Genomic DNA, 18,647 nt, shown 5'->3' on the forward strand with positions numbered 1-18,647 from the left:
CTAAATAAAAAAAGGGGCGCATCGTATGATACGCCCCTTTTTTATACACTCGTCTTAAAACCAGACCAATACTTAAAACGAAATCTCTTTCCCAAATAACTTGGCGTATTTGCGTTTATCAAACTTGTAAAGTGTGGCTGCCCTGAAAGAAACACCATACTGTTTCTCATTCAAATCCCTCAACACGCCAAAACTTAGCATCTTTTTCCTGAAATTCCTTTTGTCCAGCTTTTTATTTAGAATTACTTCGTAAACATTCTGAAGCTGGGTTAAAGTAAACTTCTCAGGCAATAACTCAAATGCAATAGGCTGGTGCTTTATCCGCCTCTTGATTTTTTCCATTCCCTTTTCAAAGATCTGCTGATGATCAAAAGCCAGTTTCGGCAAATCTTTCACATTTCTCCAATATGCCTGTTTGGCATAATTACTTATTGGTTTTACAACTTTATCACCTCCCAACCTTAAAAGCGCATAATAGGCAATACTCACAACACGCCCTTGCGGGTGACGGTTCACATCACCAAAGGTGTAATACTGTTCCATATAAATATCACTCAGGCCCGTCAGCTCATGTAAGATTCTTGTTGCGGACTGATCTAAACTCTCATCCTCTTCAACCAGATTACCAGGCAAGGCCCACCAATCCTTAAAAGGCTCCTCGTTCCTTTCTATTAAAAGAATTTTCAATTCTCCTTCATCAAATCCGAATAACACACAATCAATTGAGAAAGTGGAATTAAATTTTGGTAAGACTTCTTTCAAAACATTAATTTTTACAAATCAGTAACTAAATTTCAAAACCGTATTTAAACCTACTAAAAGGTCGATTATTTTTCCATTATTTTTTGAATCCCTTCACTTCCTTTCCAATTTCACACCTTCAACATTTCAAAATAATCTGTTTTGACACCAAAATGCAAATAACTTTTGAAACCGCAAAAAAACAAATTTTATTACATGTGTAATAAATACACCATCAAACAAGTTTATATAATAATTAAATACTTAATCTGTTAAATTAAATAAGAATTTTTAAGTTCCATAAAAACAAAATGATAATATAACCGTTATACATTAACCTCTCATTTTCACCATAAAATGATGTAAAATGGATCAAAAAACACAACAGCTAATGTTATCATTATTAGCACTCACACTAGTCAATGCAGTAACAATTGAAGATTTTGAGATTTACGAAAAATTATTACAGCTCATAAGGTAATTACAAAGCTGTAACTATCCTCCCTATTGTTTTTCATATATGATTTTATAAAATTATTATGGAAAATAATGATAGAATGATTGAACAACTCCAAATGGAGATGATCATCGCGAAAGAAAATCAAGACGAGGACCTTTATCAAAAGCTGGTGTTAATCCACGAAAAATTAAAAAAGGAATTAGATGAAGAAGAATAAATACATTTTTCTAAAAACCTGCCTTTTTTTCCCTGGACACTTTCAGACATGTTGTGCCAACTTTTCCACTCAGCAATAAATAACATTATGGATCCGGTCAAAGACCAGTCCGGTTCAAAATATTAATTTTTTAAATATTAAAGCAAATAAGTATACTCGTTTCCGCTTAACTTAGGAAAATAAAAAATAAATTACTTAGTGTAAAAAATACACGCTATATTCGTAAATATAAATCATGAAACCAAATATCAAAAATATCGCAGTATTAACATCTGGAGGAGATGCTCCCGGAATGAACGCCTGTATAAGAGCAGTAGTACGAACCGGAATATACAATGGTATAAATATGTTTGGAGTTCTGCAAGGATACCAGGGATTGATCAATAACAATATTAATCCAATGGATGCAAGATCGGTAAGCAACATTATTCATCTGGGAGGCACAGTGCTAAAAACAGCGCGTTGTCTCGAATTTAAAACAGATGAAGGAATGGAACTGGCCTTTAAAAACCTGCAGGCCCATGACATAGATGGACTCGTTGTTATTGGAGGAGATGGAACCTTTACAGGTGCAAAACGTTTTGGAGAGAAATTCGGAATCAGGGTAATGGGCGTGCCCGGAACAATTGATAATGATCTTTATGGATCAGACTTCACTTTGGGTTACGACACTGCCATCAACACCGTTATTGAAGCCATTGATAAGATAAGGGACACAGCCGATTCACATGACCGACTATTCTTTATTGAGGTAATGGGCCGTGATTCTGGTTGTATAGCCTTAAGAAGCGCTATTTCAAGTGGTGCTGAAGCTGTGCTTTTACCAGAAAAAGAAACCAGTTTAGACGAACTGATTACTATGCTGGAAACAGGTGCATCTACAAAGAAATCTTCCAGTATTGTAATTGTGTCAGAAGGCCATAAAGATGGTGGTGCTTACGATGTTGCAAAAAAAGTTAAAGAAAGATTTAACCATTATGACACGAAAGTCACTATCTTAGGACACCTTCAGCGCGGAGGTAGCCCTAGTAGTTTCGACAGAATATTGGGAAGCCGACTTGGATTTGCAGCGGTTAATGAATTGTTAAAAGGAAATACCATGCAAATGGTTGGTCTGAGGGGCAATGAAATTAAAACAACCAGCATAGAAGAAGCGTTGACCAGACATACCTTTAAACTGGAAAACGATTTATTGGAAATGACTAAAGTATTATCTATTTGATATGATAGCAATAGTATACAGCGGATCGAAAACAGCGTTCTGGAAAATTGCCAGAGATGGAAAAACTATTGCTGAATGTACGATGCCAGGGATCAATCCTTGCTTTAATGACCAAAAAACAATTCTTCAGTACTTAAACAAAAAAGCAACCCTGATCAATCATGCTGAAAGCATAAAAAAAATATATGTCTTCGCGGCCGGAGCTTCTTCTGATGAAAGAAAAGATGAACTGGCAAAAACATTAGGCATGTTTTTCAGGTATAGCAAAATAACCGTTAAAGATGATCTTTATGGTGCGGCAATTTCAGCCTGTTATAATAACAGTGGTATTGTAGCCATATTGGGAAGCGGTGCCAACTGTGCTTATTTTGATGGTAAAAAACCAGAAAAGAACAATTACGGTTTGGGTTATGTCTTTGGAGATGAAGGCTCTGCCAACTACCTTGGAAAAACAATATTAAAACTGTTTGTTCAAAATAAGTTGCCGGCAGATTTACATAAAGACTTTGAATCAAAGTATAATCTTGACAGGCCTCAAATCCTGGAAAAGGTGTATAAAAAACCGATGGCACAACAGTTTCTAAGTTCTTTTTTCGACTTTTTCCTTGAACACAGAACGAATAAATTCATCCTGCAAATCATTGAAAATGCATTTGAACTTTATTTTGAAACTTATCTGTTGCCGACAATTAAACTTCATCCAGGAAAAGAAATACACTTTGTAGGTCTTGTTGCAGGAAACTTTCAGGATGAATTGCGGGCAATAGCCAAAAAACACGGTCTTGAAATAACAACCATTACCAAGGAACCTATATATAATTTACTAAACTACTATTCAAATTAATAATTTAAGATGAGCAAAATTGGAATTAACGGCTTTGGCCGTATCGGCAGACTGGTTTTTAGAGCTGCTTTAAAAAGAGGATTAGATATCGTTGCAATTAATGATCTTGTTGAGCCGGATTACATGGCTTATATGTTAAAATACGATTCTACACACGGCCGTTTTGATGGTACAATCGCTGTTGAAAACGGAAACCTTGTTGTTAACGGAAAAACTATTCGTATCACTGCGGAAAGAGATCCTGCAAACTTAAAATGGAATGAAGTAGGTGTTGAAACTGTAATTGAATCAACAGGTTTATTCTTAACCCGTGCTGATGCTGAAAAACACATCGCTGCTGGTGCAAAAAGAGTAGTATTCTCAGCTCCTGCAAAAGATGCTGATATACCTACTTACGTAATGGGTGTTAACCACCATAAATTAACTGCAGATCAAACTATTGTTTCAAATGCATCTTGTACTACAAACTGTCTTGCGCCAATCGCTAAAGTATTAAACGATAACTTCGGTATTGTTGAAGGCTTAATGAGCACAATTCACGCAGTAACTGCAACTCAGAAAACTGTTGATGGCCCGTCTGCAAAAGACTGGAGAGGTGGTCGTGGAGGTTTCTCTAACATCATCCCTTCTTCTACAGGTGCTGCTAAAGCAGTGGGTATGGTATTACCAGAATTAAAAGGTAAATTAACTGGTATGTCATTCCGCGTTCCTGTGGCCGACGTATCTGTAGTTGATTTAACGGCACGTTTAGAAAAACCAGCTACATATGAGCAAATTAAAGCTGCAATGAAAGCTGCTTCTGAAGGTGAATTAAAAGGTGTACTTGCTTACACAGATGAAGAAGTTGTTTCTTCAGATTTCATCGGAGATGATCACGCTTCTATCTTTGATGCAAAAGCAGGTATTTCATTGAATGATAACTTCGTAAAAGTAGTTTCATGGTATGATAACGAATGGGGCTATTCTTCTGCATTAGCTAAATTCGTAGAGTACTACGGAAACTTAAAGTAAAACCCGTTCATACAGGTTTATATTTGGTTAGAAAAAGGACACGTCTGGATGGAGTGTCCTTTTCTTTTGTCCAAACTTAGTAGAGTTTATTTCCCCTATTTATAAATTCAAGTTTAAGTTCTCTGAATTCAAGACGAACTCCGTCAACTACAACTTGTATATTTTTAATCCTAGGTATTTATAAGAGGTTTAAGCATATTTAAAACTTAAATCATGAAGATAATACTCAACATTTTAACACTCTGCCTGCTGTTCAGCATTTGTAAAGCCCAGCAAAAACACGCCATAGTTGATGAATATGGCCAACCAAGCAGTTATGGAGTAAGTGCATTAGCATCCAAAATCCCTGTTTTCTTAACGACCGACAAAAACACCAGATCAATCGATCCTTTTAATGAGATACCGAACGATCGCTTAGGCACCATCGTTTTCCTCAACGGAGCTACCACAATTTCTGTAACCACCCGTTTAAAGAAGGACAGTCTGAGTTATTATCGCTATTCGGTTATTGAAAATGACACGACCACCATCATATCCAATGCGAAGTTGACTCAAATAGATCAAGTTTGGCTTAAAGGAAGTGATCTTCCCGGGCATTTAACCATGAATCTTGGGATTTCAAATGTGGCTAATAAAAAAGTCACCATCAAAATATATAAGCTCCCTAAAGAAAACGAAGTAACTACCGTAATTATCTACAACAAACCATTTCAGCAGGCTAGAATATTAGAAAAAAACCTCCAATTAGAAGGCCCTACTATCAAAGTCAGAGGCAGAACCATATCTCGGAACGTAATTTTTCCTTTAAAAAATGACACCGCTTTCGAAGTGAATCAAAAAAGCCTTGGTATACACCTATTGATGCAAAAAACAGATTTAGACTTCAGATATTATATCGTATTAATAAACAAGGTTAATGGCAAGGACAACATCGCCTTTCTATCCAATGAATGGAAATACAAAAATTATAATGGGAATCCGTACAATGCCATTCCTCCCAGCTTCTTTATAACTCCTGGAGAGTACAAAATTTTTGTTGCTCCAATGATAGGTGATGCTAACCTTAAGGCTATTGATGAAAAATCTTTTAAAATCTCTTTTACGGTATTGCCTCCCCCAATCACTTATTCCCTGCAAGAAATAATCATTGGACTGTTTGTACTTATCCTGATTGCCGCAATAATTATCTATCTAATCAGAAAAAACAACAAGAAAAAACTATTGCTAGTAGAACATCACGCAGAAACAGCAACTGTTGAATTGGAAAATGTGCGTTCCCGACTCAATCCACATTTTGTCTTCAATGCATTGGGTGGAATTCAAAACCTGATCAACAAAAATGAAATAGAACCGGCAAATGAATATCTAAGTAAGTTTGCAAGGTTAACCAGGCACATCCTTAATGACGATACAAAAATCAGCGTTAAGGATGAAACGGATCTACTGGAAGATTATCTTTCTATGGAACAATTACGTTTTCCATTCGAATATGAAATTCATTTAGATCCTGAACTGAATAGTTATACGGAAATTCCATCTATGCTGATACAACCGTTTGTCGAAAACGCTGTAAAACATGCCATACCTGCCCTTAAAGATAAAGGTAAACTTATCATCAATTTCAGCAAAAAAGGTCAAAACCTCATCATAACAATAGCTGATAATGGCACAGGCTTTAATATTGCAGAAGAACATCCTGGACTAGGCTTAAAACTAAGCAGGAAAAGAATTTCATTATTGAATGATATTTATAAAGAATGTCCGATTTCCCTGAATATAGACTCAGGACTGTCTGGAACAAATATTAAGATTACCTTATCCCAATGGCTTTAATTTATGAAAGCACTACTAATTGACGACGAACATTCCAACAATGAGAACCTCGCTGCCTTACTTCAGAAGTATTGTCCGCGTATCAGCATCATTGGCACTGCTGCTGAACTAAATACAGCAATTGATCTCATTAATCTCCATCAGCCTGACATACTCTTTCTCGACATACAGATGGGTACTCAATCCGGCTTTGATTTATTAAAAACCCTGCCAAAAAAGGATTTTGAGGTCATATTTGTTACTGCTTTTGATAAATATGGCATAGAAGCTATCAAGTTTGCGGCACTCGATTACCTGTTAAAACCGGTAAACATCTCTGAACTTGTAATCGCAGTGAACAAAGCAGAAGAAAAGTACACCGCGAAAGAGAAAAACAAACAATTAGACTTCTTGCTAAACCACATACAGAATGAGACAAGACAACCCACAAAAATTGCCCTGCCCCAACTCCATGAAATACGCTATGTATCTATAAATGAAATTATCCGCTGTGAAGCGGATAACTCATACACTTTTTTCTTTCTAACAAATGGAGACCGTATCCTGGTGTCGCGTGCGATCAAAGAATACGCTGATCTATTGAAATCAGTAGGCTTTCTGCGTACACACCAAAGTCACCTCGTAAATAGTTTTTTTGTAAAAAGCTGGATAAAGGAAGATGGCGGAGTACTTCTTTTAAGTAACGGAGACAAAATCCCTGTTTCCAAACCTAATAAATCAATGGTACAAATTGCATTAAACAAAGATCTTCGCTAATTAAAAAAGTTCTATTATTACATATCCTCCATAGAGAAACCTAAAACTTCAATTTGGTATTTAGCCAACTCTTTTTGTATTGTTTTGGCTTTGAGTTTTAACAGTTCAATATTTATCTTTTTGGGATTACGTTTCACCTCCGCCACAATACCGGTTTTATCCAAATCGTTAATTGCAATCAGATCAATTTCATTTTCACCCTTATTATCCCAATAACTCCCAATAGCAGTAATCCGTTCACTTTCAGAAAGTTTCTCCCTAAAGTATTTTTCCAATATCAACCCACTATACTGCTCATAGTTTTGAACGATATATTCGCGGAGTAAGTCATGTTTCCCCAATTCAAGCATAGACTGACTTGGATAAATAAATCTAAACCAAAATCGCAGATAATTATCACTAATGCTCCACCTCGCCTTTCTGCTCTCAGGTTTAGAAAACATCGGCTTATTTTTGCTGATCAAGGAATACTCCTTTTCCAGATTAACGAGGTAGGCACCGGTGTTCTTTCCAACAATAGAATCCATTTCAGTTTGCGTGGTCTTTCCAGATGCAATCAATTGCAGTATAGAAAAATAGGTACCATACTCCTTACCAAATTCCGAAACGAGCAGATCTTTTCCTTCCACCAGAAAGGGAGAGTCGGGACGGGTAACCAGGTCAAACATCATCTCTTCAGTTATTGCACCTGCTTCCATCAGTAAAGTAATGTACTTTGCCACTCCCCCGGTAATCGTATACATGCAAAGCAAATCTTTCGAGGTATATTTTGGGTTATAATCCCCTAAAATTTCTTTCATTACCCCTACAGAAAATGGCTGAAGCACCATCTTCGACGTTAAACGTCCAAATAAGGGCTCTTTTCTGTCTTCGAAGATTTTCAACATCATCGAATAAATAGAACCACATGCAATAAAATTAACCTTTGCCTGATCCTTGTACTTATCCCATAAACGCTGGATATCGCTAAAAATAGAAGCATTTACGTATTCAAGCTCCTGAAATTCATCTATAATCAAAGTATAGTGTTCTTTGGTAGCATAAATCAATAGCTGTTCAAAAATATCTTGAAACGCTGTAATCGAACCAAATATCTGTAGTCCCAGCACCTCTTGAGCTTCTTTCTGAAATTGGGTACACAACAACTGCTCATTTTTACGCGAAACAAATAAATACAGGTATTTCTGATTTTTCACTGATTCAAGTAAAAGTGAAGTTTTGCCAATGCGCCGCCGACCAACCATAACAGTAAAACACGCGGTTTTTCCAGATTGAACCTCATTAAGTTTTAATATTTCGAGCTCCTTTTTTCTACCGTAGAATTTCATAAAGCTTTTTTGCAATATTCATTATTTTAACAACCATTAAGATAATAGCCATTACAAAAATAACATTTTAATATTGTATTTTACAAATACAGCCTATTTATCGAAACCGTTTCTGATTTATCTAATCTATTGTTGAAGTAGCGATGCGTAAAAGATCCGGCACGCCTAACTTAATCGGACTTATCCATTCTCCAAGCCAGCTTCCCTATTCCGGATCTTCGTTATTGTCCGTAATAGATTCGATTGCATACAGTTATTACTGTAAAACAATTGTTATATATTAAAAAACATGCTCATATACAGCCCCTTCCTATTGGATATATCTTAGCAAAGATTATTTTTGCACAAATTAAAAATCATCCTATTCATTATTATGAAAAATATATGCTACGCCCTCGTTTTATCGGCTCTTTTATTCAGTTGTCAAGAAAGTCAGGATAAAACCGCAACTTACACCCCAAGAACATTAACTGCCTACGAGAAATTCAACGGATATTTGGAAGGTAGCGACAGCGCTTTCACCATAATCAGTAAAAAAAATGAAGCCGGTTCAAGTGAAGCTAAAGAAGAATTTAATGTAAAATTCAAAGACACGCTGGTTAAAATTCAAATCAACAAAGCCGATCCAAACTCAGCTACTGATAAATTCGCTTCTGCACAATTTATCAATACGCAAAAAACAACCTTGCTTGTTCAGGTCGCCGACAATTCAGGATTAGCAGCTCCATGCTTTTTAATTGCTTTAAAAGATGGAAAAGTGGATGTGGCAAGCTTGTACAGACCATCAACAGGGAAACAAGACACCAAATACACTACTGGCTTAAACAAGGCTGGAAGGGCAGGATATACCGTTAACAATGATTTCTTCATAACCAATGTAAATGCACAGGTATACCCGATTAAAAGACAAAACCCGGAAGAACGTATTCAGGGAGAATTCATTTTGAACTCGCCAGATAAATCGACGTTAGTTTTCCTTACACCAAATTCACTATACCAGGTACACTATTCAAGTGATGAAACACATAACGAATCATTTTCTGGTGCAGCACCAGAAACGGCTGCAGATATTTCTACCTGGGTAAGAAATAATTTCATTTGGGAAACGAATAAAAAAGGATTAACCTATTTAAAGTTTAACGACACCGACAGAATTGTTGACATCAAAGAATTTCAATAAATATGCTAAGTAACATTAGCATCACATAATTTAAGAGATAAGTTTTGATGGTCTAATCGGTACAATATTTTGTACATTGGGCCAACAAAACTTATTTCTTAATGAAAACATCCCTAAAGCTACCACTCGTAGCCATGCTGGCAATTTTTGCCTCTTGTGAAAACAGCAATAAGAAAACAGATTCTGCACAGGCTGGTATTTCACCTTCAAATCCATTCCTTAAAGAAAGTACACTCCCCTACCAGGTTGCCGATTTCAACAAAATAAAAGACAGTGATTTTGCACCCGCCATTCAGGAGGGAATGAAAATCCAACTAAACGAGATCAGCAGAATTGCAGACAATTCTGAAGCCCCAACATTTGAGAACACACTTGTGGAAATGGAAAAAAGCGGGCAAATGCTGAAACGTGTAAACAACGTATTTGGTTTGCTCACAAGTGCCAACACCAATGATGACTTACAAAAAATAAAAGAAGAAATAGCACCCAAACAAGCTGCTCATAAGGACGCAATTTATTTGAATGCTAAATTATTCAAACGTATTGAATCCATTTACAACAACCAGAAACAATTAAAACTAGACCCGGAATCGAAAAGATTAATTGATTACTACTACCAGGATTTTGTACTGGCTGGCGCTAAACTTTCTGACCAGGCTAAAACAGACCTTAAAAAACTGAATGAAGAGGAAGCTTCATTGTCGGCAAAATTCTCTAACCAATTGCTTGCGGCAAGTAAAGCCGGTGCTTTAGTTGTAGATATGGTAGCAGAGTTAGCTGGCCTATCTGAAGCTGAAATTACAACAGCTGCACAAGCGGCAAAATCGGCAAACCAGGAAGGGAAATGGCTTATAGCATTAAAAAACACAACCCAACAGCCAGACCTCCAAACCTTATCTGACAGAGATACCCGCAAGAAGTTATTTGATGCTTCGTGGAACCGCGCAGAAAAAGCAGACACCAACGATACACGAAAAACGCTGGTTCAGATTGCTAAAATAAGAGCGGAAAAGGCCAGCTTATTGGGCTTCCCTAATTACGCAACATGGAAATTACAGGACCAGATGGCTAAAACGCCAGCAGCGGTTGAATCTTTCTTTGCCAAACTCGTACCTTCTTCGACCGCCAGGGCTAAAGCTGAAGCTGCCGAAATACAAGCTTTAATAGACAAACAAAAAGGTGGTTTTAAACTGGAAGCTTACGATTGGGATTATTATGCAGAACAGGTTCGTAAAGAAAAGTATGATCTGAATGAAAACGAGATCAAACCTTATTTTGAGCTAAATAATGTATTAAAAAATGGCGTTTTTTATGCTGCAACCCAGCTGTACGGCATTACTTTTAAAGAACGCACAGATCTTCCGGTTTACCACAAAGACGTAAAAGTTTTTGAACTTTTTAACGAGGACAAAACTGCAATTGGCTTATTCTATTGCGATTTTTTCAAACGTGACAACAAATCGGGCGGCGCCTGGATGGATAATATGGTCGGACAATCGAAATTAATGGGTACAAAACCTGTTATTTTCAATGTGTGTAACTTTACTAAACCAACTGATGGAGAACCTGCTTTGATCAGCTTTGATGATGTTACAACGATGTTCCATGAATTCGGACATGCTTTACATGGCTTTTTCGCTAATCAGCAGTACCCAAGTTTATCAGGAACAAACGTTGCCAGAGATTATGTAGAATTCCCATCTCAGTTTAACGAACATTGGGCTGTAAACCCAACAGTCTTTAAAAATTATGCAATTCATTATAGTACAGGACAACCAATGCCTCAATTATTGGTCGACAAAATAAAGAAAGCTGCTAATTTTAATCAGGGTTATGCACTAACAGAAGTACTTGCAGCTGCCGCTCTTGATATGCAATGGCATAAACTTCCGGCAAGCGCATCTTTACAGGATGCGAATAAATTCGAAACAGAAGCTCTGCAAAAAACAGGTTTAAGCTTATCCTATTTACCTCCGCGTTACCGTTCAAGCTACTTTTTACACATCTGGGCTAATGGATATGCTGCCGGCTATTACGCATATCTCTGGGCAGAAATGTTAGATCATGACGCTTTCTCCTGGTTCGAAGAAAATGGTGGTTTAACAAGAGCAAATGGTCAACGTTTCCGCGAAATGATCTTATCAAAAGGCAATTCTGAAGATTACGGAAAAATGTTCCGCGATTTTCGTGGCCATGATCCAGGTATTAAAGCCTTTCAAAAATATCGTGGTTTAACACAATAGTATCATCTAATCTGCAAAAAAGAAGATGTATCATGAATTATGATACATCTTCTTTTTTGCAATAACAATTCCCAGGCATCAAATAATTTCAGGAAGAAATTATTAGTAAACAACCGAAATTAGTAACAAACTGCTGAACTAGCCCAGATCTTCAAGTAGGTTCAATTTGTTAAAATATAAGACACCTATTGGATAACTACTGATAAAAGACTGAATAACCTTAGCCCTGCCATACTATTGCCTTACGGTTGGCTTACCCTTGCTTTACCCCTGGGGTAAGGAAACGGTATAGCAAGGGTATGTCAAGGGTAGGTCAACTCAGTATTTTACCAGTGGTTTATATACATATCACACATATTAATAGTTAACAAAACTGCAATTATTTAACAACACAAACACTTCTAGTTAAACAATTGTAGCCGTGAGCTTAGTTCCGCTCAGCGCGGTGCTGTAAACTTTTAATGTCCTGGTTGTACCCGTTGTGTTCTGTGGTCCCTGAATAACGGCACCATTGCTGCTATACTCAGAGAAATGCAATTGACACTGGATTTTGCTACTGGCACCTTTCCAAACCAAATTTCCGCCCTGATGCGGACAAATTGATTCTGTTGCCACAATTGAAGCTGTACTGTTTCCTGCGGCTATTCTAAAAAACAATACCCCGTTTGCAATGATCTGATCACCTATAGTCATTAATTGTGTCGCAAGATCAATAGTTGCAGTACTACCTCCACCAGGCGGTTTTGGCCCCGGATCAGGAGTTCCTGTATCACCCTTACCACCACAACCTGATATGCAAGAACCAGTGCATAGCAATGCCAGTCCAAGTCCTAAAGACTTGATGAATTCTTCACGTTCCATAATTTTAAGTTTTAGTTTCTAATAAATTTTAGATGTTTTATCCGGGTCTTTATTTTTTGATTTAAACAAAGCAAAGTTTCTTGAAATGGTAAAACCAAACCTAACGCCTCCATGTTGCCACGATTTTTTAGTGCTGGCAATAAAATTGTTTTCGACGATATATTCAGCATTCATAAAATTAAGAGAGAAAATATGTCCGCCTGTTTCAATCTCCAAACCTACACCCAACGGATTGTAATAGGTTTCTGTAAGGTCTTTTGGCCGGGATAAGCCATTAACCAAAGTATAGTCCGCTACAAACGATAGTCTTTTGGTTAATTTCATTCTTCCCGCAAAGCCCAGTGAAAACAGATTTTCGGGATCTCTGCTTTCAGAAGTGTTTTTCCGCATTAGCAAACCTGGCATAACTTCCAATGATAACCTCGACGAGAATTTCCTGGAAAATATCGGTTGTAAAAAATAAGAGAACCTGTTACTGTAAGTACTAAATTCCGATTCAGAAAATGGCTCCCGCGCTATCCAGCCCATTTGCGCAAACAAGGTTAAATTTACCGGCATTCCTCCATCCCGCTTTTGTTTCAACAGTTTATACTTACCAGAAAAATTATAAAGTTCATCCTGTTTACTTCGTCCAACGCTTACTGTAAAATCATCTGTAATGCCATAATCCAATCCAATAAACAAATCAGAAGCTACATCCAGCCCAAATAAAGTATGTGCACTACCAAACCTTCCACCGATATCTCCGAAATGATGCCGTATCCGCAAATCCAGATCATGCTTCTTCTGCGTTTCGCTAGATTGCGACAATACCACCCGGGTGGATTTAAATATGGCATCTACATTGCCGTCCACACTTCCACTGTCCAGCGTATTCAACAACGAATCTGCTTTCTGCGCATAAGCACTCATTAAACTAAGCGATATAACAATTACCAATAAGCTAAACCTTTTCATATATATAATTATTTAACCAGACTAAGCTGTCCATCCAATTTAATATTAATTACTTCTGCCACTTTGGTGATGATCAACGTTGGAATCTTTATGCGATGATCTGCACAGGCCACTTGAAAATCTGCAGAGATCTGTACGGATCCACCGTTAACAACCACCTTTCCAGGGATTGTACGGGGCTTATCAACACCATGAACACTAAGTATCCCTGTTACCTTTACGTCGTATGCTCCATCACGGCTAAAATCTATCTGCTGGTCAATAGTTCCTTTAAACTTCGCAAATGGGTATTTATCGCTTTCCATGTAATTCTCATTAAAGTGTTCCTGCATCAATTTCCGGTCAAATTCAAAACCTCTAATCGGAACCTGCATCGCAATTTCACGTGTCTTGCTCACCAGCACCGCAACAGCTTTCACATTAACCGCCCTGATATCTTCTACAGGAGTAGATGAAAACAGTCGAACTTTAACATTTTTACCCATATAGTTTTGGGCGCTCGCACTGAGCTGAACCAGCACAAATAAACCGCCTAAAAGAATTCTATTTACTTTTTTTGCCCACATCATAACGTAGTTTTAAAGCAACTCCACTTGATTTCAAATTAACGTCCCCTTCTCCCACACCAGTTACCGGGATTTTTACATAAGGTTCAAGTCCTAATCTGAATTTCTCTTTTTTAAGTTTTATATAATAGGTAGCAGAAAGATCAATTACCCCGAAATAGTGCTGATTTTTATTGTTGATCTCCTGAAATCTGTCAGCATACCCAGATGCCGCTGTATATTTAAAAATATAATCTTCTTTTAGCATGAAATAACTGGACATCCCGGCATTAAAGTCTATGCTTCTGGCCCTGTCTTCCATTATTGTAAATGAAGCCAGCAGTGGGATTTCCAACACATCGCAGGATGCATCCACGTGTGAAATCAATGACTTCATTTTTTCATTTGCAAAAGCATAGGCATAACCATCTGTTCCATAATCTTTAGAACTATACTTTAATCCGGTTTGCAACCTAATCCGTTTTGTAACCCCAAGACTAAGACCAATGCCTGTGCTGAAGCCTTTTTTACCACCAATCATTGAAGTCGAAGAGTTGAATTCAGGTCCGACACTAAACGACAAGCTTACCGGCAATCGATTACGTTCCTTACTTTTTTTCTTTTTAACAATTGATGACACCGGGTTCGGTTCCACATCAGATCCCCTTGAAGCAACAGCAGTCGAATCTCGCTGTGAAACAAGGTCAGGTAATATAACGGGATTAGTAACCGGATTTTGATTAGGTAGACTATCTCTTACAACTGCAGGTAAACCAGCTGCTTGTACAATTGTAGTTTCAACCCTTTCTTTTACGTTGTATACTGTCCTTTCCTGTTTTACAATATTTCCTAAACCACGCAATGGACTATACACTTTAACTGGAGCAGCTGCCGAATCCGTCTCAGGGACAGGCTGTCCCTGATCAATTGCTGGTGGTACAGAATTAGTTTTGCTTTCCCTTACAATGGAAGACTTAGATTTTTGAGGAGTATCATTTAAACTGATCAGATAACCGCCGAAAGCAAGCAACAATACTAAGCTTAATGCGGCTGCTTTTTTAAAAAACACCACCCGGTCTCTCCTTCTCAACTTCTGCTCCATCTTATTCCATGCCGCTTCCTCAAACTGAGGCTCAGCATCGAATACCTTTTCTCTGAAGGCGGCATCAAACTCTTTATCGTTCAATTCCATAATGGTGTTTTTTATATTAAATTAATGCGTTTGCTTTCAGCATTTTTTTTAGCTGTTCCCGCGCTTTAAATAAATTAGATTTAGATGTTCCAACTGAAATGGATAACATTGAGGAAATTTCCTCGTGCGAATAACCATCAATCGCAAACAGATTAAAAACTGTCCGGTAAGCCAGAGACAACTTTTGCACCAGCTTAATCAGGTCATCGTAGTGGATATGAGAAAGAATACTCTCTTCATCTTCCATTTCATATCTTGCATTTAATTCTTCCATTTCAATACGCTTAATTTGCTTCCTGTAATGATCTATTGAAGTATTGATCATAATGGTATTTAACCAGGATCTAAATGACCTCTGATCGTCGTATCGGTGAATATTGATAAAGACATGCATAAAACCATCATTTACAAGTTCTAAAGCTTCTTCTTTATCTTTCGCATAACGAATACACATCCGCATAGCATGGCTGTAAAAGATCTGGTAAAGTCCTTTCTGACATTTCCTGTCCTTTTTCTTACAACCGGCTATTAACTCCTGAATGATTAACTCGTCCACGTATATTTTTTAATTCATCAATACTTACAGGTACGCAGAATTGCATGCAAAGGTTGCCTGTAACATAAATTTAATTATAAAAAAAGATACTTGAGCTATTGCAGCTTTTTGGTAAGCTCCTGTGCTTTATCGTAATTGCTTGTTCCCAAAGGGATTTTTGCCAGCCAGTTTAAGGCTTCCTGATTATTTTTCTGCTTAACATAGCTTAAGGCTATATAGTAAGCTGCGTCGTTTTTAAATATAGATTCGCCTTCAAATACTTTTGTCAAAACGGTTCTTGCTTCTTCTATTCTGTCAGTTTCAACAAGTGATACGCCATAATAGTATGCTGCCAACGAATTATCTGGCTTAAGTTCATATTCTTTTTGCAAAACGCCAGATGCCGCAGCGAAATTACCTGCATTATAAAAATCAGCAGCTATCTCAAGGTTATTTTTATCCCCTTCTCCACGCTCCACTACCGACATTTCTTTGCTAACAGCATATTTTTCATATAAATTGGCCGACCATGGTGCCCAAACCAGCAAACCGATAACTAAAATAGCGGCAACACTCATCCATTTTAAATATGGTTTTATAGAAAACACTTTCGCAGCATCTTTTACAACTGCTTCGGCTAATACTTCGCCTTTGAAATATTGTTGATTTAGCGAAGACAAAGTTGCTTCAACCTGTCCATCCATTTCTGACGGTGCAATCTTCATCTTTAAGGTCTGATGAACATTTTTATATTCAGCAAGTAAATCCTGCAATTCAGTATCTGTCTGAACTGAAGCTTCAAAGCTTTCTTTTTCCTGAAGCTCCATATCACCCTCAAGGTAGCGGGCAACAGTTAACAATTTCTCTTCGTTCATCATTATTCTTCCGTTTTAGTGGATTGAACCATTTTTATCAGAGATGCCATGCATTCAGACTTCTTTTTCCTCAGGTAACCATAGGTTACACCAAGCGCTTCGGCAACTTTTTCCTGTGCCTCACCCTTCATGCTCCATGATATGATCTCTTTGCAGCGTTCCCCTAATTTTTCAAATGCACTGAAAAATAATTTCGACTGCGCCTCCTGTTTTTCCAGATCATCTGCATTTGCAAAAGTATCTTCTCCGATATGTAATAAATCTTCCTCGTTATTTGTTACCGGTAGAATTGATCTTTTTTTAATTTCATTTAACCATTTACGTTTGCATATCAATAAAATATAGGGCTCAAACGGGCAGGTAAGCTCAAACGACTTATATTTTGCCTGGCGATAAATATCCATCAATGCTTCCTGAAATATATCGCCTGCATCATCTTCACTACCATTGTTAAAGGTAATCCATGACTTAACCTTGCCTGCACAACGTTTATAGATTTCGTTAATTACCGCGGTATCATTATTTACCAGGCCAACAATAAAGCGCTGATCTGTATGTATGTTTTTAGCCATTTGCGGATTTATAAGGAAGCATATGGCTACTAATTTATAACTTCTTTTGATAGCGCAATAAAAAAAATTAAAGAAGGGGGGTAACAAATTTCAGGTAAGGTTGATATCTATTCGAATCACCCAATGGCGGACGCTGAAAAGCCTGAAAAGAGTAAGCAAATTTTAAAAAACACGAACATGAAAACTCTAAACTTAACATCAGCATTATTTATCGTATTGATCGCCTTAGGCGTGGCATGTAAAAAAGAAAATCCGGACGACAATGGTAACAGCGCAAAAACTGCGAAAGAATTTACAGCCAGGTTTGGTGCTCAAAAACAAATTAAAGAAATCAACGCTTCTGCTCTTCCTCAAACCGTTACTTTTTTAGACGGCACAAAAGTAACCTTCCCTGTTGGTTCATTAACTAAAGGAGGCGTTGCTGTAACCGGAAGTGTAAAAGTAGAAGCCTATGAAGTATTAAAAAGAAGTGCTGTTATTTTTTCTGGTGCAAATACCAACCATTCGTCAGGTGCACCATTAGCTTCGGATGGTTTCATCTTTATTGATGTAAAAGCAAATGGAGTGAGTTTAGATCAAAACCTGGCTGTACCTGTAAAAATAGAAATACCAGCTAAAAGAGATGGTTCAACACAACTATGGGTTGGTGTAGATCAGAATAACAAACCACTTGTGGCAGCCGAAGGCAATCAGATGGCATGGGCAGCCCCAAGAAAAGAGAATGCTCAGGGTCAGAACGAAGTAAGTTCCGTTCAAAACACTTTTACCTTTAATTTTGGAAGTCTGGGATGGATTAACTGTGATGTTTTTTACAACTACGCAAATCCTAAAACTACCGTTAGAGTTGAGGTACTAAACAACCCTGGTTCTATGGCCAGCTTCTACTCATACACTGGCGAAACTTACGTATACTTCTGTGCAAAAGGCAGCAATGTGGTAGCGCAACTGTATACCCCGGATGGTGCCAGCAAAGTAAAAAGTTATGACAACATGATGCCTATCGGTTCAGAAGGACGTATGTTCTCCTTTTCAATCAAAGATGGCAGGTTCTACTACGCTGCTCAGGAAATCACGATCAGTGCCAATCAAAATATAACACTTAGTTTAACTGAAACTACAGAGGCTGCCGTGCAAAATGCGATTAACAGTCTTGATAATTATTAGCCTTCCTATTGAAACACACAGTGATGGTAAGGCCCCGAAACGGGGCTTTACCTTTTTCCGTTTATTTTTAATTATAAATACCCGTTGATTTATAATTATATTGTTAAATTC

The 18,647-nt window shown here is 37.5% G+C and carries 17 protein-coding genes; 8 read left to right on the forward strand and 9 right to left on the reverse strand.

The features are described 5' to 3' along the window. Positions 1-72: 72 nt before the first annotated feature. Positions 73-762: an NUDIX hydrolase gene (locus R2Q84_RS15310; RefSeq protein ID WP_084237192.1), complete on the reverse strand. Its 690-nt coding sequence runs from the start codon at positions 760-762 to the stop codon at positions 73-75. Between the two features lie 891 nt (positions 763-1,653). On the opposite strand from R2Q84_RS15310, the gene pfkA reads away from it, so the two are divergent. The 5 genes from pfkA (at position 1,654) to R2Q84_RS15335 (ending at position 7,084) form a co-directional block, all read left to right on the forward strand. Next, a complete protein-coding gene (gene pfkA / locus R2Q84_RS15315) occupies positions 1,654-2,640 on the forward strand; it encodes a 6-phosphofructokinase (protein WP_316817444.1) in 987 nt (328 codons plus the stop codon). Between the two features lies 1 nt (position 2,641). Further along, on the forward strand, positions 2,642-3,484 hold the full coding sequence (locus R2Q84_RS15320) for a hypothetical protein (RefSeq protein WP_316817445.1): 843 nt from the start codon (positions 2,642-2,644) through the stop codon (positions 3,482-3,484). A 9-nt stretch (positions 3,485-3,493) separates the two neighbouring features. Beyond that, a complete protein-coding gene (gene gap / locus R2Q84_RS15325) occupies positions 3,494-4,495 on the forward strand; it encodes a type I glyceraldehyde-3-phosphate dehydrogenase (RefSeq protein ID WP_316817446.1) in 1,002 nt (333 codons plus the stop codon). A 213-nt stretch (positions 4,496-4,708) separates the two neighbouring features. Further along, positions 4,709-6,328 carry a sensor histidine kinase gene (locus tag R2Q84_RS15330; RefSeq protein ID WP_316817447.1) on the forward strand — a complete coding sequence of 540 codons (1,620 nt, stop codon included), beginning with the start codon at positions 4,709-4,711 and terminating at the stop codon, positions 6,326-6,328. A 3-nt stretch (positions 6,329-6,331) separates the two neighbouring features. Further along, on the forward strand, positions 6,332-7,084 hold the full coding sequence (locus tag R2Q84_RS15335) for a LytTR family DNA-binding domain-containing protein (protein ID WP_316817448.1): 753 nt from the start codon (positions 6,332-6,334) through the stop codon (positions 7,082-7,084). Positions 7,085-7,101: 17 nt separating this feature from the next. Here the strand turns inward: R2Q84_RS15335 and R2Q84_RS15340 are convergent, their stop codons facing one another. After that, positions 7,102-8,412 (reverse strand): ATP-binding protein, encoded by a 1,311-nt coding sequence (locus tag R2Q84_RS15340; RefSeq protein ID WP_316817449.1) that lies wholly within the window; start codon positions 8,410-8,412, stop codon positions 7,102-7,104. Positions 8,413-8,785: 373 nt separating this feature from the next. Here R2Q84_RS15340 and R2Q84_RS15345 point away from each other — a divergent pair, with 373 nt between their 5' ends. Then, positions 8,786-9,592: a hypothetical protein gene (locus R2Q84_RS15345; RefSeq protein WP_316817450.1), complete on the forward strand. Its 807-nt coding sequence runs from the start codon at positions 8,786-8,788 to the stop codon at positions 9,590-9,592. 101 nt (positions 9,593-9,693) lie between these two features. Then, positions 9,694-11,835 carry a peptidyl-dipeptidase Dcp gene (dcp, locus tag R2Q84_RS15350; RefSeq protein ID WP_316817451.1) on the forward strand — a complete coding sequence of 714 codons (2,142 nt, stop codon included), beginning with the start codon at positions 9,694-9,696 and terminating at the stop codon, positions 11,833-11,835. 405 nt (positions 11,836-12,240) lie between these two features. On the opposite strand, the gene R2Q84_RS15355 is transcribed toward dcp, so the two are convergent. The 7 genes from R2Q84_RS15355 to R2Q84_RS15385 form a co-directional block, all read right to left on the reverse strand. Further along, the gene (locus R2Q84_RS15355) at positions 12,241-12,696 is read right to left on the reverse strand and encodes a ubiquinol-cytochrome c reductase iron-sulfur subunit (protein WP_316817452.1); all 456 of its coding nucleotides are present in this window, start codon (positions 12,694-12,696) and stop codon (positions 12,241-12,243) included. Positions 12,697-12,714: 18 nt separating this feature from the next. Then, on the reverse strand, positions 12,715-13,653 hold the full coding sequence (locus R2Q84_RS15360) for a DUF5777 family beta-barrel protein (RefSeq protein ID WP_316817453.1): 939 nt from the start codon (positions 13,651-13,653) through the stop codon (positions 12,715-12,717). A gap of 8 nt (positions 13,654-13,661) precedes the next feature. Further along, entirely contained in the window at positions 13,662-14,222 is a 561-nt protein-coding gene (locus R2Q84_RS15365; RefSeq protein WP_316817454.1) for a YceI family protein, read from the reverse strand. Then, on the reverse strand, positions 14,197-15,390 hold the full coding sequence (locus R2Q84_RS15370; protein WP_316817455.1) for a hypothetical protein: 1,194 nt from the start codon (positions 15,388-15,390) through the stop codon (positions 14,197-14,199). Before R2Q84_RS15370 ends, R2Q84_RS15365 begins: the two co-directional genes overlap by 26 nt. A gap of 16 nt (positions 15,391-15,406) precedes the next feature. Continuing rightward, positions 15,407-15,946 carry an RNA polymerase sigma factor gene (locus tag R2Q84_RS15375; RefSeq protein WP_316817456.1) on the reverse strand — a complete coding sequence of 180 codons (540 nt, stop codon included), beginning with the start codon at positions 15,944-15,946 and terminating at the stop codon, positions 15,407-15,409. Between the two features lie 95 nt (positions 15,947-16,041). Beyond that, positions 16,042-16,803, reverse strand: coding sequence for a hypothetical protein (locus R2Q84_RS15380; RefSeq protein ID WP_316817457.1), 762 nt, complete (start codon positions 16,801-16,803; stop codon positions 16,042-16,044). Further along, entirely contained in the window at positions 16,803-17,372 is a 570-nt protein-coding gene (locus tag R2Q84_RS15385) for a sigma-70 family RNA polymerase sigma factor (protein WP_316817458.1), read from the reverse strand. Before R2Q84_RS15385 ends, R2Q84_RS15380 begins: the two co-directional genes overlap by 1 nt. Before the next feature lie 177 nt (positions 17,373-17,549). On the opposite strand from R2Q84_RS15385, the gene R2Q84_RS15390 reads away from it, so the two are divergent. Next, positions 17,550-18,536, forward strand: coding sequence for a hypothetical protein (locus R2Q84_RS15390; RefSeq protein ID WP_316817459.1), 987 nt, complete (start codon positions 17,550-17,552; stop codon positions 18,534-18,536). Positions 18,537-18,647 lie beyond the last annotated feature (111 nt).

This window comes from Pedobacter nyackensis (genome assembly GCF_032678475.1).
GTDB classification, from domain to species: domain Bacteria; phylum Bacteroidota; class Bacteroidia; order Sphingobacteriales; family Sphingobacteriaceae; genus Pedobacter; species Pedobacter nyackensis_A.

Coding starts and splice junctions, on each gene's coding strand:
- pfkA (WP_316817444.1), top strand. CDS start 1,654: ATGAAACCAAATATCAAAAATATCGCAGTATTAACATCTGGAGGAGAT.
- R2Q84_RS15320 (WP_316817445.1), top strand. CDS start 2,642: ATGATAGCAATAGTATACAGCGGATCGAAAACAGCGTTCTGGAAAATT.
- gap (WP_316817446.1), top strand. CDS start 3,494: ATGAGCAAAATTGGAATTAACGGCTTTGGCCGTATCGGCAGACTGGTT.
- R2Q84_RS15330 (WP_316817447.1), top strand. CDS start 4,709: ATGAAGATAATACTCAACATTTTAACACTCTGCCTGCTGTTCAGCATT.
- R2Q84_RS15335 (WP_316817448.1), top strand. CDS start 6,332: ATGAAAGCACTACTAATTGACGACGAACATTCCAACAATGAGAACCTC.
- R2Q84_RS15340 (WP_316817449.1), bottom strand. CDS start 8,412: ATGAAATTCTACGGTAGAAAAAAGGAGCTCGAAATATTAAAACTTAAT.
- R2Q84_RS15345 (WP_316817450.1), top strand. CDS start 8,786: ATGAAAAATATATGCTACGCCCTCGTTTTATCGGCTCTTTTATTCAGT.
- dcp (WP_316817451.1), top strand. CDS start 9,694: ATGAAAACATCCCTAAAGCTACCACTCGTAGCCATGCTGGCAATTTTT.
- R2Q84_RS15355 (WP_316817452.1), bottom strand. CDS start 12,696: ATGGAACGTGAAGAATTCATCAAGTCTTTAGGACTTGGACTGGCATTG.
- R2Q84_RS15360 (WP_316817453.1), bottom strand. CDS start 13,653: ATGAAAAGGTTTAGCTTATTGGTAATTGTTATATCGCTTAGTTTAATG.
- R2Q84_RS15365 (WP_316817454.1), bottom strand. CDS start 14,222: ATGATGTGGGCAAAAAAAGTAAATAGAATTCTTTTAGGCGGTTTATTT.
- R2Q84_RS15370 (WP_316817455.1), bottom strand. CDS start 15,390: ATGGAATTGAACGATAAAGAGTTTGATGCCGCCTTCAGAGAAAAGGTA.
- R2Q84_RS15380 (WP_316817457.1), bottom strand. CDS start 16,803: ATGATGAACGAAGAGAAATTGTTAACTGTTGCCCGCTACCTTGAGGGT.
- R2Q84_RS15385 (WP_316817458.1), bottom strand. CDS start 17,372: ATGGCTAAAAACATACATACAGATCAGCGCTTTATTGTTGGCCTGGTA.
- R2Q84_RS15390 (WP_316817459.1), top strand. CDS start 17,550: ATGAAAACTCTAAACTTAACATCAGCATTATTTATCGTATTGATCGCC.